This window comes from Acinetobacter corruptisaponis (assembly GCF_030053775.1).
Taxonomy (GTDB): domain Bacteria; phylum Pseudomonadota; class Gammaproteobacteria; order Pseudomonadales; family Moraxellaceae; genus Acinetobacter; species Acinetobacter corruptisaponis.
This window is the reverse complement of sequence record NZ_CP125669.1, coordinates 2,870,284-2,884,564: the sequence shown is the minus strand read 5'-3', so window position 1 is coordinate 2,884,564 and position 14,281 is coordinate 2,870,284. Positions and strand designations below refer to the sequence as shown.

16 protein-coding genes are annotated in these 14,281 nt (G+C 45.7%); 9 read left to right on the top strand and 7 right to left on the bottom strand.

The features are described 5' to 3' along the window. Positions 1 to 88: 88 nt before the first annotated feature. The 3 genes from QLH32_RS13750 to QLH32_RS13740 are packed head-to-tail and all read left to right on the top strand — an operon-like array spanning position 89 to position 4,831. On the top strand, positions 89 to 1,426 hold the full coding sequence (locus QLH32_RS13750; RefSeq protein ID WP_283266642.1) for a MacA family efflux pump subunit: 1,338 nt from the start codon (positions 89 to 91) through the stop codon (positions 1,424 to 1,426). A 1-nt stretch (position 1,427) separates the two neighbouring features. Next, positions 1,428 to 3,419 (top strand): MacB family efflux pump subunit, encoded by a 1,992-nt coding sequence (locus tag QLH32_RS13745; RefSeq protein ID WP_283266641.1) that lies wholly within the window; start codon positions 1,428 to 1,430, stop codon positions 3,417 to 3,419. Positions 3,420 to 3,430: 11 nt separating this feature from the next. Continuing rightward, positions 3,431 to 4,831, top strand: a complete 1,401-nt coding sequence (locus QLH32_RS13740) for an efflux transporter outer membrane subunit (protein WP_283266640.1) — start codon at positions 3,431 to 3,433, stop codon at positions 4,829 to 4,831. A gap of 4 nt (positions 4,832 to 4,835) precedes the next feature. On the opposite strand, the gene QLH32_RS13735 is transcribed toward QLH32_RS13740, so the two are convergent. From QLH32_RS13735 to orn, 4 genes are all read right to left on the bottom strand, one after another. Further along, positions 4,836 to 5,270, bottom strand: a complete 435-nt coding sequence (locus QLH32_RS13735) for a hypothetical protein (RefSeq protein ID WP_283266639.1) — start codon at positions 5,268 to 5,270, stop codon at positions 4,836 to 4,838. Between the two features lie 222 nt (positions 5,271 to 5,492). Beyond that, the gene (locus QLH32_RS13730) at positions 5,493 to 6,296 is read right to left on the bottom strand and encodes an enoyl-ACP reductase FabI (protein WP_283266638.1); all 804 of its coding nucleotides are present in this window, start codon (positions 6,294 to 6,296) and stop codon (positions 5,493 to 5,495) included. A gap of 142 nt (positions 6,297 to 6,438) precedes the next feature. After that, positions 6,439 to 7,173, bottom strand: a complete 735-nt coding sequence (locus tag QLH32_RS13725; protein ID WP_283266637.1) for a Bax inhibitor-1/YccA family protein — start codon at positions 7,171 to 7,173, stop codon at positions 6,439 to 6,441. Between the two features lie 106 nt (positions 7,174 to 7,279). Continuing rightward, positions 7,280 to 7,834: an oligoribonuclease gene (gene orn, locus QLH32_RS13720; RefSeq protein ID WP_283266636.1), complete on the bottom strand. Its 555-nt coding sequence runs from the start codon at positions 7,832 to 7,834 to the stop codon at positions 7,280 to 7,282. A 124-nt stretch (positions 7,835 to 7,958) separates the two neighbouring features. On the opposite strand from orn, the gene rsgA reads away from it, so the two are divergent. The 5 genes from rsgA (at position 7,959) to QLH32_RS13695 (ending at position 10,865) form a co-directional block, all read left to right on the top strand. After that, positions 7,959 to 9,017, top strand: coding sequence for a ribosome small subunit-dependent GTPase A (rsgA, locus tag QLH32_RS13715; RefSeq protein WP_283266635.1), 1,059 nt, complete (start codon positions 7,959 to 7,961; stop codon positions 9,015 to 9,017). A gap of 94 nt (positions 9,018 to 9,111) precedes the next feature. Then, the gene (locus tag QLH32_RS13710) at positions 9,112 to 9,528 is read left to right on the top strand and encodes a rhodanese-like domain-containing protein (RefSeq protein ID WP_267981655.1); all 417 of its coding nucleotides are present in this window, start codon (positions 9,112 to 9,114) and stop codon (positions 9,526 to 9,528) included. An 11-nt stretch (positions 9,529 to 9,539) separates the two neighbouring features. Next, positions 9,540 to 9,800 carry a glutaredoxin 3 gene (grxC, locus tag QLH32_RS13705; protein WP_004681801.1) on the top strand — a complete coding sequence of 87 codons (261 nt, stop codon included), beginning with the start codon at positions 9,540 to 9,542 and terminating at the stop codon, positions 9,798 to 9,800. 27 nt (positions 9,801 to 9,827) lie between these two features. After that, positions 9,828 to 10,286, top strand: coding sequence for a protein-export chaperone SecB (secB, locus tag QLH32_RS13700; RefSeq protein WP_283266634.1), 459 nt, complete (start codon positions 9,828 to 9,830; stop codon positions 10,284 to 10,286). Between the two features lie 90 nt (positions 10,287 to 10,376). Beyond that, positions 10,377 to 10,865 (top strand): hypothetical protein, encoded by a 489-nt coding sequence (locus QLH32_RS13695; RefSeq protein WP_283266633.1) that lies wholly within the window; start codon positions 10,377 to 10,379, stop codon positions 10,863 to 10,865. A 14-nt stretch (positions 10,866 to 10,879) separates the two neighbouring features. Here the strand turns inward: QLH32_RS13695 and QLH32_RS13690 are convergent, their stop codons facing one another. Then, positions 10,880 to 11,488 carry an alpha-ketoglutarate-dependent dioxygenase AlkB family protein gene (locus QLH32_RS13690; protein ID WP_283266632.1) on the bottom strand — a complete coding sequence of 203 codons (609 nt, stop codon included), beginning with the start codon at positions 11,486 to 11,488 and terminating at the stop codon, positions 10,880 to 10,882. Next, positions 11,475 to 12,314, bottom strand: coding sequence for a bifunctional transcriptional activator/DNA repair enzyme AdaA (locus QLH32_RS13685; protein ID WP_283266631.1), 840 nt, complete (start codon positions 12,312 to 12,314; stop codon positions 11,475 to 11,477). The genes QLH32_RS13690 and QLH32_RS13685 overlap by 14 nt, the downstream gene beginning before the upstream one ends. 145 nt (positions 12,315 to 12,459) lie before the next feature. On the opposite strand from QLH32_RS13685, the gene QLH32_RS13680 reads away from it, so the two are divergent. Beyond that, positions 12,460 to 12,951 carry a phospholipase C/P1 nuclease family protein gene (locus tag QLH32_RS13680; RefSeq protein ID WP_283266630.1) on the top strand — a complete coding sequence of 164 codons (492 nt, stop codon included), beginning with the start codon at positions 12,460 to 12,462 and terminating at the stop codon, positions 12,949 to 12,951. 21 nt (positions 12,952 to 12,972) lie between these two features. Here QLH32_RS13680 and coaBC read toward each other — a convergent pair whose 3' ends face one another. Then, on the bottom strand, positions 12,973 to 14,229 hold the full coding sequence (gene coaBC, locus QLH32_RS13675; protein WP_283266629.1) for a bifunctional phosphopantothenoylcysteine decarboxylase/phosphopantothenate--cysteine ligase CoaBC: 1,257 nt from the start codon (positions 14,227 to 14,229) through the stop codon (positions 12,973 to 12,975). Between the last annotated feature and the right edge of the window lie 52 nt (positions 14,230 to 14,281).

Sequence of the window (14,281 nt, the reverse complement as noted above, 5' to 3'; positions counted from 1 at the left end):
TAATTCTCATTCTAGATTAAAAATATCCACGCTTTCTTCTCATTTCACTTTTATACTAGCTCAAGTTTCTCATTTTTGACCTGCGGCCATGCAAAAAACAAGTTCTAAAAAATTTCAGCCTCGTAAAATCATCATCATTGTGATCGGGGTGCTCATCATTGCGGCACTCGGATGGATGTTCCTTAAACCCAAGGCCCAAACGCCTCAGTATATTAGTGCCGAAGTCAGCAAAGGTGATATTGAAGATTCAGTGCTGGCAACAGGTGTGCTTGAAGCCACCAAGATGGTGAGTGTCGGTGCGCAGGTTTCAGGTCAGGTGAAAAAGATGTATGTGCAGTTGGGCGACCAGGTTAAACAGGGCCAGTTGATTGCCCAGATTGACTCGATTCGTCAGGAGAATGAGCTTAAAACAGCCGAAGCCAACATTAAAAACCAGCAGGCACAACTGGCAGTGCAGCAGGCCAACTTAGCCAAGGTTGAAGCTGAATATAAACGTCAACAGGCCATGTTTAGTCAGGATGCAACCTCACGTGCTGAACTTGAAGCGGCATTGGCAAACTATAAAACGGCACAGGCCCAGATTGCCTCGATTAAAGCGCAGATTGAACAATCGCGTTTGAGTCTTGCAACCACAAAGGAAAACCTGGGTTATACCAGTATTGTTGCACCAATGGATGGAACCATTGTGGCGATTGTCACCGAAGAGGGTCAAACGGTGAATGCCAACCAGACGGCACCGACCATCGTGAAACTGGCAAAACTGGATACCATGACCATAAAGGCACAGATTTCAGAAGCGGACGTGATGAAAGTTGAACAGGGCCAAACCGTTTATTTCACCACCCTAGGCAACAGCGATAAAAAGCATTATGCAAAACTGCGTCAGGTTGAACCAGCACCAAACTCCATTAACACTGAAAACAGCAATACCAGTTCATCTACCTCTAATTCCGCAGTGTATTACAACGCTTTATTCGATGTACCCAATGAAGATGGCAAACTACGTATTGATATGACAGCACAGGTCTACATTGTCTTGGCTGAAGCAAAAAATGCATTGACCATTCCAGCGGCAGCAATCCAAAGTCAGCGTCCAAACCGTAAGGACCGCTCAGCCAATGCAAATAAGTCCACTGATCAGGCAAAAAAATCAGGTGCTGAAACAGCCCAGCGTCCGAAACGTCTGGATTTAACTGAGGATGACAAGGCACTGATTGCGCAAGGCAAGGCTTCAATGGCAATGGTTCGGGTACTACAGGCTGATGGTACGGCCCAGCCGCAACCCGTGCTGATTGGCCTGAACAACCGTGTCACCGCACAAGTGTTGAAAGGCTTAAAACAGGGTGATCAGGTGGTGATTGCCGATGCAACTGATAGCTCAAATGAGGCGGCAAAACGTAGCAATCAACGTGCAATGAGAATGTAATATGACTCAAGATCAAACACATTCATCACAGCCATTACTTGAAGTCAGTAACCTCACCCGTGAGTTTCCCGCAGGTGAGGGTACGGTCCAGATTCTCAAGGGCATCAATCTAAAGATTTATGCAGGTGAGCTGGTTGCCATCGTCGGTCAGTCAGGTTCTGGTAAATCCACCCTAATGAATATTCTGGGCTGTCTGGATAAACCAACAGCAGGCAGCTATCAGGTCAATGGTCGGGAAACCCGCCAGTTAGAGCCTGATGAACTGGCACAACTACGCCGTGAATATTTTGGCTTTATTTTCCAGCGTTATCATCTGCTGGGGGATTTAAGTGCCGCAGGCAATGTTGAAGTCCCCGCGATTTATGCGGGCGTAGACAGCCATCTCCGCCAAGAGCGTTCTGCTGAATTGCTGTCTGAACTTGGGCTGGAAGAACGACTGCACCACCGCCCTAGCCAGCTTTCAGGTGGTCAGCAACAACGTGTCTCCATTGCCCGTGCCTTGATGAATGGTGGTGATGTCATTCTTGCCGATGAACCGACAGGTGCACTGGATAAGAATAGTGGTGTTGAGGTCATGCGGATTTTGCGTGAACTGAATGCCAAGGGTCACACCATTATTCTGGTAACCCACGATCACAATGTTGCAAAAAATGCCACTCGTATTATTGAGATCAGTGACGGTAATATCATTTCAGACCGTGCCAATACACCTGAACACAGCGATCATGATCTGGAACACCAAACCCTGCAACGTACGCCACAAAAGAAAACCTCAGCCTGGCACTCTTTCTTTGACCGTCTAGGTGAGGCATTCCGCATGGCACTGCTGGCCATGAATGCACACCGCATGCGTACATTCCTGACCATGCTCGGTATTATCATCGGAATTGCCTCAGTAGTTTCAGTGGTTGCACTGGGTAATGGTTCGCAAAAGCAGATTCTGGAAAATATCAGTAGTCTTGGTACCAACACCATTACCGTATATCAGGGACGTGGTTTTGGTGACAATTCACGGGCCTCACAGGTGAAAACCCTCGTGCCTGCCGATGCCGATGCACTGGCGGAACAGCCCTATGTGGATGGAGTCAGCCCCTCTGCCAACACCAGTGTCACCTTGCGTTATAAAGATACCGAAGCTTCAGCAACGGTAAATGGTGTCAGTGCCGATTTCTTCTATGTGCGTGGCATGACCTTTAAATCGGGCCAGCCTTTTGACAAGGACAGCGTGACCCAACGTGCGCAGGATGTGGTGATTGATACCAATACCGAAAAAACGTTCTTTGCCGATGGCACCAATCCCGTCGGTCAAGTGCTGCTGTTGGGCAGCGTTCCAAGCCGAATCATTGGGGTAATTGATGCACAGCAGGGTTTTATGGGCAATTCTGACAGCCTGAATGTCTATCTGCCCTACTCCACCGTGATGAGCCGTATGTTGGGTCAGTCCAATGTACGTAGCATTATCGTGCGAATTAAGGATGAATATCCAAGCAGCGCCGCTGAAAACGCCATTCTGACCCTCCTGGAACAACGTCACGGTGCACAGGACGTATTTACCCAGAATTCAGACAGTATCCGTGAAACCATTCAGCAAACCACCGCCACCATGACCCTGCTGATTTCAGCGATTGCAGTGATTTCCCTGGTGGTAGGCGGTATTGGCGTGATGAACATTATGCTGGTGTCTGTCACTGAACGTACTCAGGAAATCGGGGTACGTATGGCGGTAGGCGCACGACAAAGTGACATTCTGCAACAATTCCTGATTGAAGCGATTCTGGTGTGTTTGCTCGGTGGTGTGCTGGGCGTACTGCTTTCTCTTGGCATTGGACAAATTATTGGGCACTTCGCCAAGGGCATTATTGAAATGAGTTATTCAACCACCTCGATTGTGGCGGCCTTTGTCTGCTCAAGTTTGATCGGTATTGTATTTGGCTTCTTGCCAGCAAGAAATGCGGCACAACTCGACCCAGTTGCTGCTTTAGCGAGAGAATAAGGAATTCAGGTATGTCTTTTCAATTTACAAAATTAGGACTTGCGCTGCTACTCACAGGTTCTCTGGCGGGTTGTTCTGCTGTGGTAAAAACACCATATAACGCCCCTACAGCCCAAGTCCCACAACAGTTCCAGTACAATACGCAAAAAAACAAAAATGTGAACCTGACTGATCAATGGTGGACATTATTTAATGATGCCCAGCTCAACCAATTGGTTGATCAGGTACTGGCAAAAAATAGTGATCTCACCGTAGCTGGAATGACCCTGAAACAAGCCCGTTTACAGGCAGGTCTGGCTGAAAACAGACAAGGCATTCGTACCAGTTCCAGTGTGTCAACAGGTCATAACTATGACCTACGCTCTGGAGATGGAAGTGACCGTGGTTTATCAGCAAGTGTCGGTGTCAGTTATGAACTGGACTTATTCGGCAAACTGGCCAACCAGACCGAAGCCAGTCGCTGGGAAGCCTTAGCCAGTGAACAGGATTTACAGGCCACGGCACAAAGCCTAGTCGGTACAACCGCAAAACTGTATTGGCAACTGGGCTATCTGAATGAACGCTATCGGACTGTTCAGCAAAACCTGACCGCAACACAGAAAATCTATGCACTGGTACAGTCACAATACAAGGCTGGTGCCGTTTCAGGTCTGGACTTGACTCAGGCAGAGCAATCTGTACAAAGCCAGAAAGCCAGCCTCAGCCAGATCGAGCAGCAACGCGTTGAAACACGGACTGCACTGGCCGTTTTACTGCATGAACCAGTGCAACAGTTGAATATTCAGGAACCCTCACAATTACCACGCAATGCATTGCCAAATGTGGCTGTCGGTTTGCCTGCGGAAATCTTGTCCCGTCGTCCAGATTTACAGGCTTCTGAACTGCGCTTACGCAAGACCCTTGCCAATAAGGATGCAACTCAGGCCAGCTATTATCCATCCATCAATTTAACGGGTAATCTGGGTACTTCCAGCACCTCTTTAACCCAACTGTTAAAAAACCCTGCCTTGACCTTGGGAGCAAGCCTAAGTCTGCCTTTCCTGCAATATAACGATATGAAAAAAGATATTGCGATCAGCGAGCTTGAGTATGAAAAAGCCATTACCCAATATCGCCAAACCCTGTATCAGGCCTTTGCCGATGTTGAAAATGCCTTATCGAATCGGACTCAGTTAGACCAGCAAGTACAGTTGCAACAGCGCAATGTTGAGCTGGCTGATAAAACTGAGCGTCTCACCGAAGTGCGTTACCGTAACGGTGCGATTGCCTTAAAAAACCTACTGGATGCTCAGGAAACCACACGCAATGCACGACTCAGTCTGGTTGAAACCAAGCAGAGTCAATACAATGCTTATGTGACCCTGATGCAGGCATTGGGTGGCAGTCCTGTGAAAGAATTGCCTGCACCATAAATGGCTAAGACCCTGTTTTAGGTATTACGGTTTCAGTGTCAGCAGTTTCTTTGATAAGTTGAGTATGTTTGACCTTATCCTGATCATCAAACACAACCTCATAGGATAATTGCTGACCACTGAAATACACTTCAGTTGGTGAACCAATCACTTCCCACAGCCCTAAAGTAGCAACATCTGCGGCACTATGCCAAAAAGTACGACTAACCTTTGCCCACTTTGGATAGCCTTGCTGGAACGTATAGATTTCTTTACGCTCGCCCTCTTTAGCCTCAGAAATGACGGGAGCACCCAATTCGGCCACGACACCACTGCGAGGTTTGCCAACGTCAAGAACCGCCAGATTCTTTTGACTCGGCTGTTTACTTGCCATCACAGCAGCACAGCCTTGCAGTGAAAATAAAATAGTGATTCCCCAAACAACTAAAACTTTCTTCATGTTTTATTTACAACCCCAGAAAATGAATAAAAACCCATATGTTTTAATAACTACATATGTCCAGACATGATGATCTTGGCTGGATATAAAAACCCGACCTAAATATCACAAAACCCATTGAAATACCAACAAATATTTTTATTATTTAACTGAAGTTCAAACCCTAAAAAAATAAGGCTACTGGAAAACAGTAGCCTTATTTTAAATCCTTGAGATAACTTATCACTCACTCTCAAACAAATCAGGACTCATTGCCACAGTATTAAAGCCCGCATCCACATAAAGGATTTCACCTGTAATACCTGCCGCCCACGGCGAGCATAGGAACAATGCAGCATTGCCCACTTCCTCAATGGTGACATTACGTTTTAACGGCGCAATCTTGGCATTGGCATCCAGCATTTTACGGAATGACTTGATCCCAGAGGCCGCCAGCGTACGGATTGGGCCAGCAGAAATCGCATTAACCCGAATCCCCTCGGCACCCAAACTCGAAGCCAGATAGCGCACACCCGCTTCCAGTGAGGCTTTCGCCATACCCATTACATTATAATTTGGTAAAACACGCTCTGAACCCTGATAAGTTAGGGTCAATAAACAGCCCTGACGGGCAAGTAACAGTGGCTTGGCAGCACGTGCCATTGCCACGAAACTGTAGGCGCTGATGTCATGGGCAATTTTAAAACCGTCACGGCTGGTCACATCAGTAAAGTCACCATCCAGCGTTTCGGCAGGCGCAAAACCAATGGAGTGAACCACACCATCAAGACCATCCCAGTGTTTTGCCAGCTCAACAAAGGCACTATCAATTTCGGCATCAACCGCAACATCACAAGGAAAAACCAGATTTGAACCAAACTGTGCCGCAAACTCATCAACACGTTTTTTCAGTTTTTCATTTGGATAGGTAAACGCCAGTTCAGCTCCCTCACGGTGCAAGGCAGCCGCAATGCCGTAAGCAATTGATAGTTTACTTGCAATCCCTGCAATTAAAAAACGTTTACCAACTAAAAGTCCTTGTGACATCTTATTCTCACTCGAAAAATTTTCACCACATGATGCCAATATTCCAGCAATTTCGGAATTGCATAATCCACCTTTTTTACATTGTTGCATAAAAAAATCGCCGTCAACTGACAGCGATTTTTAGGTTTAACTACGTTTGAGCTTAATCATCACCTTGAATCAGGCTCAACAAACGCATAAATGAATAGTACATCCACACAAGCGTCGCTAGTAAGGCGATGCCGCATACCCATTCAAACGCTTTAGGCGCACGCTGTGCCGCAGCACTCTCGATTAGGTCAAAATCAAGAATCAGATTCAGTGAGGCAATCACCGCAACAAAGGCAGCAAAACCAATTCCCAACCAGTTGCTTTCAAAAATATAAGGAATGCTTGAGCCAAATGCAAAACGTAGAATGATCTGCACCACAAAAACCAGCGCAATCGCAATGGTCGCTGAAATCACAATCGCCTTGAATTTTTCGGTGGCACGGATAATCTGGAATTTATACAGGCCAAATAACACCAGCGTGGTCACAAAGGTTGCCAGAAGTGCCTGCAAAGGTACGCCTGGGAATTTCAACTGGAAAATAAAGGAGATGCCACCCAGGAAAGCTCCCTCAAACAAGGCATAAGGAATCGCCAAAGCTGGTGCGGTATTGGATTTAAATGTAGTGATCAAGGCCAGGATAAAACTGCCCACAGCCCCGACAATCGCAGCCGCATAGGCAATGGACAGGTTTGCAGTGATAGCACAATAGAAAAACAATGCGATACCTAAAACGGCGGCAATCACGGTTAAAAGCACTGACTTCTGAATTGCCCCCTGAATAGTCATTGGCTCAGCCAAATCGCTGTAGGTTTCCACCCGAGTTAAAATAGGATTATTACTTTGCATGTACACTCTCTTTTTATAGTTGGCAATAAAAAACCGAGTTTAAGCGATTTTTTGATCAGGCCCAAATATTTTATTCACATAAAAAAAGGAGCTTATGCCCCTTAATTTATTTATTCATAATAAAAAAGTATTCACGGTAATATTTCAGCTCAGCAATCGAATCACGAATGTCATCCATTGCCAAGTGCGAGGCATTTTTCTTGAGACCGCTCATGATTTCAGGTCTCCAGCGCTTCGCCAGTTCCTTGACTGAAGACACATCCAGATTGCGGTAATGAAAAAACTGTTCCAGTTCAGGCATTAAACGATGCAGGAAACGGCGATCCTGACAAATCGAATTACCACACATTGGCGACGATTTTGGATTGACCCATTTTTTCAGGAATTCGAGTGTTTGCTGTTCTGCATCCTGAGCGGTGAGTTTACTGCGGCGCACACGTTCAATCAGTCCCGACTGTCCATGCTGCTTGGTATTCCACTCATCCATTGCGTTCAGGATCAGGTCAGATTGATGTACCGCTAAAACAGGGCCTTCAGCCAGAATATTTAAATGGTCATCTGTAATAATGGTTGCGATTTCAATGATCTTGTCGTTATCGGTATCAAGGCCTGTCATTTCCAGGTCAATCCAGATTAATCGTGTATCAGGGGTACTGCTCATGGATGGCGATTCTAAAGTGCTTAAAGACATCAATAGTAGCAAATTAATTACATCTTGGCTGTAATTCCATAGCGGCTTCATGCTATTTTTGCGGTCTTCAACATGTGGATTTTCTGGGATATGAATGGCTTTAATTCGTAAGCGTCGTTTAACCGAGCAACAGCAGCGCCGTATTGAAAAACAGCATAAATCGCGTCAGGATGATATTGACACGTCGCAGGATTTAGATGGGCTGGTTGTTCAGCATTATGGCCGTCAACTCGAAGTACAAGCCCTGTCCGTACCTGAACAGCACCCTGAAAAACCACAGGTGGCTGAGGGCGAACCTGAACCATTCTGGAAACCGATTGAACTGGACAGTATTTGGCGCTGTCATACCCGTACCAACCTAGAGTTGCTGGTGACAGGAGATCGGGTCAAATGGCAGGCCGACCCAAATACAGGCCTGGGGATTATCACCGCGATTTATCCAAGAAAGTCGTTATTGACCCGCCCAGACCGCTACCACAAGGTAAAACCCGTTGCCGCCAATATCAGCCTGATTGTGATTGTGTTCGCACCACTGCCAGAACCCGCACCAACACTGATTGACCGTTATCTGGTTGCCTGTGCCGATGCCAACATTCCTGCATTGCTGGTACTGAACAAATCAGACCTACTCACTGAAAATGATCCGATCCTGACCATGCTCAGTGAATATGAAGCCCTGGGTTATGAAACCCTGATCTGTCATGCAAAAGGTGATTTATCCGCACTTTCCGCACGAATCGACAATGAAACCGTTGCGTTCGTTGGGCAGTCTGGGGTGGGTAAAAGCTCACTGATTAATACCATTGTTCCAGATGCGGCACAGAAGACCAATGTCATTTCCGAAAACTCGGCACTGGGGCAACACACCACCACCTCAACCCGTTTGATTAAATTTGGAACAAACGGCGCACTGATTGACTCTCCAGGAATCCGTGAATTTGGGCTGTGGCATTTGAGTCTGGAAAAGGTACGAACAGGTTTTCCTGAGATTGAAACCCATTTGGGCCATTGTCAGTTCCGTAACTGCACCCATAGCCATGAGAAAAATTGTGCCTTAAAACAGGCAGTTGATGCAGGCGATATTTTACCAAGACGTTTGGACAGCTATCTACGCCTAATGGATGAAATTCAGGAAGCCCAGCAAAAAAGTTAGTTTTCTTGGTTTTTTGCCCTTGAACTAACATTTTTGATCACCATAGAGATAAGTTATACTCAGGGTCAATTTTGATTTTAACTTTAGGTGACTTGTGGAACGCTGGTTAGAGTTTATGGGGAACCACCCCTTTTTGTTTGGTACGCTCGGCGTGCTCATCGTGCTGTTCTTCATTTTAGAGGGTCAGCGCAATGGTCGTAAAATTTCACCACAATCACTCGGTATTTTGGTCAAGGCAAAAAATGCCATGCTGATCGATCTACGGGATGGTAAGGATTTCCGTGATGGCCACATCAGTGGCAGCCGCAACATTCCATACAGCCAAATCACAAGTCATGTTGATGAATTAAAAGCAAGTGACCGTCCATTGGTGTTTATTTGCAACCTAGGGCAAGTTGCAGGCTCCGCATTGCAGAAAGTCGGCCATGCCGACAGCTACCGTCTAGATGGTGGTGTCAGCAATTGGAAAGCCCAGGGCTTACCCTTAGTTAAAAGCAAAACCAAAGCTTAAGGAGAAATAAAATGACCGATACAAACGTCACCATTTATTCAACGCTTTCTTGCCCATATTGTGTGAGGGCAAAACAGCTCCTTGAGCGTAAGGGTGTTGCCTATAAGGAAATTAACCTTTCCAATGAGGCGCCTGAAGTTCGTATTGAGTTAATGCAGCGTACCAATCACCGTACCGTGCCTCAAATTTTTATCAAAGACCAGTTTATCGGTGGTTTTGACCAACTTTATGCCTTAGAGCGTGAAGGGAAACTCGACCAATTATTAGCTTAACAACACTCCACGATTTAAGGAAAAACAATGAGCGAAGAACAAGTTCAACCACAACTCGCGTTAGAACGTATTTACACTAAAGATATTTCTTTTGAAGTTCCAGGGGCACAGGTATTTACCAAGCAGTGGCAGCCAGAACTCAACATCAATTTATCTTCTGCGGCAGAAAAGATTGATCCAAACCATTATGAAGTTTCTTTAAAAGTTGTGGTTCAGGCCACCAATGAAAGTGAGACCGCATTCATTGTTGATGTGACCCAGTCAGGGATTTTCCTGGTTGATGGCGTGGAGGAAGATCGTCTTCCGTACATTCTGGGTGCTTACTGCCCGAATATCCTGTTCCCGTTCTTGCGTGAAGCAGTGAATGATCTAGTGACCAAGGGTAGCTTCCCACAATTGTTGCTTACCCCAATTAACTTTGATGCTGAATTTGAAGCCAATATGCAGCGTCTACAAGCTGAAGGTGATGCCCAAGGTCAGGCATAACGCTTTAAGCGCGCTAAAAACCACAGCACCTGCTGTGGTTTTTTATTTTATAATGAGAACGATATGGATAAGATAAAATGAGAACAAATAATGTCCACAGTACTATATACCCTTTGCCAGCAGGTATTTCCTGAGCTTGCCACAAGCCCCATCCCTCGTGACCTGCATGCTTTTCATCAATTTATTGACTGGGTTAATAGCCAATACTCAAATATCCAATATGTCGAATTAAAACAATATTATGACAATGGCACAGATGAATGTCACCAACTACAACAGGCCAAGGTAGATATTGAACAGTTGAACAACCGTATTGAGGAGGAAATAGAACAACTTTTTGCTGAAGATGATAATTCAGACTCAGATGCTCAAGATGAGCCTGATGTTACAGAACATATCTATGCCATCCTCTTTGACAACATCTATGCGGTTGCAGAACAACATGGGCTGGCCCTGTTATTAATCTCGAATGAAAACCCTTACTGGATGCTGGTGCCAGATCAGGCTGAACAGATTAATCGCCTGATCGAGGCATTTAACCAGACTTTTACTGACGTTGAGCTTTATCACTATGTTTAAGGCTACTGATGATGCTATTCAACAATCGTTCTAAACGTCAGGTTGATACGGGCAGTCGACACTTTCTTGGTGGGTGGCAAACGGTGCAGCCAGTGGCTTTGTGTAGTGTCTTTCATCACCAGTAGACTGCCATGTTCCAGATACAGCTCCACCTTTTCCTTGCTTTGTTTATGTTTAAAGGCAAATTTCCGTTCCGCACCAAAGCTGAGTGACGCAATCGCGCCATTTTTCTTTAAGTCGGTTTCATCATCACTGTGCCAGGCCATTCCCTCCTCACCTGTATGGTAAAGATTCAGTAGACATGAATTAAAGCGCTCACCTGTCAACAGCTCCACCCGTTGCCTTAACTCAAGCAGTTCAACCGTCCACGGCAAGGCATATCTGTTGATATTTGAGTAGGTATATTCATACCCCTGATCGCCATACCATGCCACTTTTCTTTTGGTGGTGATCTGCCGACCAAAGATAATAGCCTGATCATTTTCCCAAGCAATGTTTTGCATCAACTTTTCAAAATAATCATCAGCGACCATTTCCTGTATGACTTTGCCATAATACTGCACCGTTCCATCATAGGGTAAATGGTTATGCCTTGGGTCAGCCTCAATATTAAACAGTTGCATGTGTCTGTGCTCCCTCCCAGCCAATCATTGCTGTTTTCCTTAAGGTTCCCCATTCATAGCCACCCAAAAGACCCGTGGACTGAATCACCCGATGACATGGAATCAGGAAAGCCACAGGATTACTGCCAATTGCTGTTCCCACTGCACGGGCTGCCTTGGCATGGTCTATATTTTGGGCAATCTGCCCATAGGTGGAAAGCTGTCCCATGGGAATCCGAAGCAGGCTTTGCCAGACTTTCAGTTGAAAATCGGTTCCTTTTAGATGCAGCTTAATTTCAGGTAATTGCGCCCAATCTTTCTGGAAGAAAGCCAGTGCATTAGTCTGAAATTCATCTATCTGCTCAACAAACTGAGCCTTAGGAAACTGTGATTTCAATTGTTGCAATGCTTCCACCTGATCTTCCACAAAGCTTAATGCGCAGATGCCTTTGTAAGTTGAGGCAACCAGCACCTCACCAAACAAGGTTTCAGCAAAGGAATAATGAATCGCTAAATGTTGTCCACCCTGTTTATATTCGGCTGGGGTCATCCCCTCAATCTGGATAAACAGGTCATGCAAACGACTGGTACTGGAAAGTCCTGTCTCAAAGGTCGCATCCAACACACTGCCCTGTTGCTTTAAAATACTTTTGGCATATTCAACGCTGGTATATTGTAGGAATTTTTTTGGACTGGTTCCTACCCATTCAGTGAATAAACGCTGAAAATGCGCTGGACTGAGATGAATGTGTGCAGCAACCTCATCCAGTTGTGGCTGCTGCTGAAAATTTTGCTGGATATAGGCAATCGCTTGAGCAATACGATCATAAGTACGCTGCTGTTGCATTTCTCTATCCTCTAATTACTGCTGTCTCTCCACACTAACAAGCTTCCTGCGCCAAGAAAATCCGAAAGATGCTATTCATTTATCAACATCCTCATTTATGATGGCAAATATCTAAAAATCACTTAAAACAACAAGAGCATCAATTATGCCGTTTACCCCCTTACATTTGGGTGTGGATGCCTGCTGTAAAGCCATCGCACCACAACGTTTTAGCTTTATGATTTTCGCTGGTACACAAATCCTGATGGATTTGGAACCGCTATTTGGCATGATCTATGGTTGGCAATATTTACATATCATCACGCACAATCTATTGGGTGCAAGCTTAATTGGCTGTCTGGCTTTTTTGATCGGCAAACCCATCAGTGAATGGGTGTTACAATTCATCCTAAAATATGAAGATTGGAGAATTTCATGGAAAACCGCCGCAGCCAGTGCGTTGATCGGAAGCTATAGCCATATTTTGCTGGATGCCTTTATGCATCACGACGTGTATTTCTTTTATCCGTGGATTTTGAAAAATCCTTTATCGAATTTAATTTCTTATTCTGCTCTTTTTTATAGCTGCATTTTTATGGCATTTATTGGCACAACCATTTACTTATATCAGCTCAAATTTAAAGATAAGAGGACGTAAACCAACGCCCTCCCAGATTTTTTATAAACGGCGACGTAATGCATCGGCAATAGACTCAACCAATTGCTGCGAGATTTCCTGTTTCGAGGCTTTTTCCAGTTCACGCTTATTCATGTGATAAGACTGGGCAAAGAACACTGTCATGGCATTTTCATCAGATGCAAAGCCAATATCAGGGCGCGAAACATCATTACAGGCAATCATGTCCAATTTTTTCGCCACCAGCTTGCCTGCGGCATATTGCTCAACATTCTGGGTTTCAGCAGCAAAACCAACCATAAATGGACGCTGCTGTTGCTGGGCGATGGTCGCCACAATATCAGGATTTTTCACCAAGGATACCGCAAGCTCATCCCCTGCTTTCTTGATTTTATGCTCTGCAACCTGTGCCACGCGGTAGTCTGCCACCGCAGCCGTGGCAATAAAGATGTCACAGCCCTGTTGCAACTGGTCCATGCTGACATCCAGCATTTGCATAGCTGAACTGACATTGATGCGTTGCACACCATTTGGAGTATCCAGACTTACAGGCCCTGCCACCAGAGTCACTTTTGCCCCTGCGGCATAACAGGCTGCCGCCAAGGCAAAGCCCATTTTTCCAGTACTGTGGTTGGAAATATAACGTACAGGATCAATCGCTTCACGGGTTGGGCCAGCGGTAATGGTGACGCGCTTACCCGCCAATAAACCAAACTTTTCTGCAATGGCACGCTGGGCTTTATGGAAATAAGCCGCCACCTGACGCGCCAAGTCTTCAGGTTCAGGCATACGCCCCAACCCAACATCACCACACGCCTGCTCACCTGCATCAGGCATAATCACATGCACACCATCTTCAACCAGGGTTTGTAGATTACGTTGCGTAGCCTTGGCTGCCCACATTTGCTGGTTCATGGCAGGCGCAACCCACACAGGCGCTTTGGTGGCTAAATATAGAGTACTCAGCAAATCGTCCGCCAAGCCATTGGCAAACTTGGCAATGCTGTCACAGCTTGCAGGCGCAACCAGAATTAAATCTGCCCAGCGTGCCAGCTCAATATGCCCCATGCCTGCTTCGGCTTCTGGGTCAAGCAGTTCAGTATGGACTGGATTACCTGAAAGCGCCTGAAAAGTGAGCGGGGTAATAAAAGCCTGCGCGCCCTGTGTCATCACCACACGGACATCAAAGCCATAATCTTTTAAACGACGAACCAGAATGGCACTTTTATAAGCAGCAATGCCGCCCGTAACCGCCAATATAATGTTTTTATGAGGAATAACACTAAGATCGAAGCTCACAAACAGGATACCTTGCTGTTGCAGTGGCGCTCACAATAGCATTAAATACGAT

Excerpts from the sequence above, each read along its gene's own strand:
- QLH32_RS13735 (WP_283266639.1), bottom strand. The coding sequence starts at position 5,270 with ATGAAGAAAGTTTTAGTTGTTTGGGGAATCACTATTTTATTTTCACTG.
- QLH32_RS13745 (WP_283266641.1), top strand. The coding sequence starts at position 1,428 with ATGACTCAAGATCAAACACATTCATCACAGCCATTACTTGAAGTCAGT.
- QLH32_RS13740 (WP_283266640.1), top strand. The coding sequence starts at position 3,431 with ATGTCTTTTCAATTTACAAAATTAGGACTTGCGCTGCTACTCACAGGT.
- QLH32_RS13725 (WP_283266637.1), bottom strand. The coding sequence starts at position 7,173 with ATGCAAAGTAATAATCCTATTTTAACTCGGGTGGAAACCTACAGCGAT.
- QLH32_RS13750 (WP_283266642.1), top strand. The coding sequence starts at position 89 with ATGCAAAAAACAAGTTCTAAAAAATTTCAGCCTCGTAAAATCATCATC.
- QLH32_RS13695 (WP_283266633.1), top strand. The coding sequence starts at position 10,377 with ATGTCCACAGTACTATATACCCTTTGCCAGCAGGTATTTCCTGAGCTT.
- QLH32_RS13730 (WP_283266638.1), bottom strand. The coding sequence starts at position 6,296 with ATGTCACAAGGACTTTTAGTTGGTAAACGTTTTTTAATTGCAGGGATT.
- QLH32_RS13685 (WP_283266631.1), bottom strand. The coding sequence starts at position 12,314 with ATGCAACAGCAGCGTACTTATGATCGTATTGCTCAAGCGATTGCCTAT.
- grxC (WP_004681801.1), top strand. The coding sequence starts at position 9,540 with ATGACCGATACAAACGTCACCATTTATTCAACGCTTTCTTGCCCATAT.
- secB (WP_283266634.1), top strand. The coding sequence starts at position 9,828 with ATGAGCGAAGAACAAGTTCAACCACAACTCGCGTTAGAACGTATTTAC.
- orn (WP_283266636.1), bottom strand. The coding sequence starts at position 7,834 with ATGAGCAGTACCCCTGATACACGATTAATCTGGATTGACCTGGAAATG.
- QLH32_RS13680 (WP_283266630.1), top strand. The coding sequence starts at position 12,460 with ATGCCGTTTACCCCCTTACATTTGGGTGTGGATGCCTGCTGTAAAGCC.
- QLH32_RS13690 (WP_283266632.1), bottom strand. The coding sequence starts at position 11,488 with ATGCAACTGTTTAATATTGAGGCTGACCCAAGGCATAACCATTTACCC.
- rsgA (WP_283266635.1), top strand. The coding sequence starts at position 7,959 with ATGGCTTTAATTCGTAAGCGTCGTTTAACCGAGCAACAGCAGCGCCGT.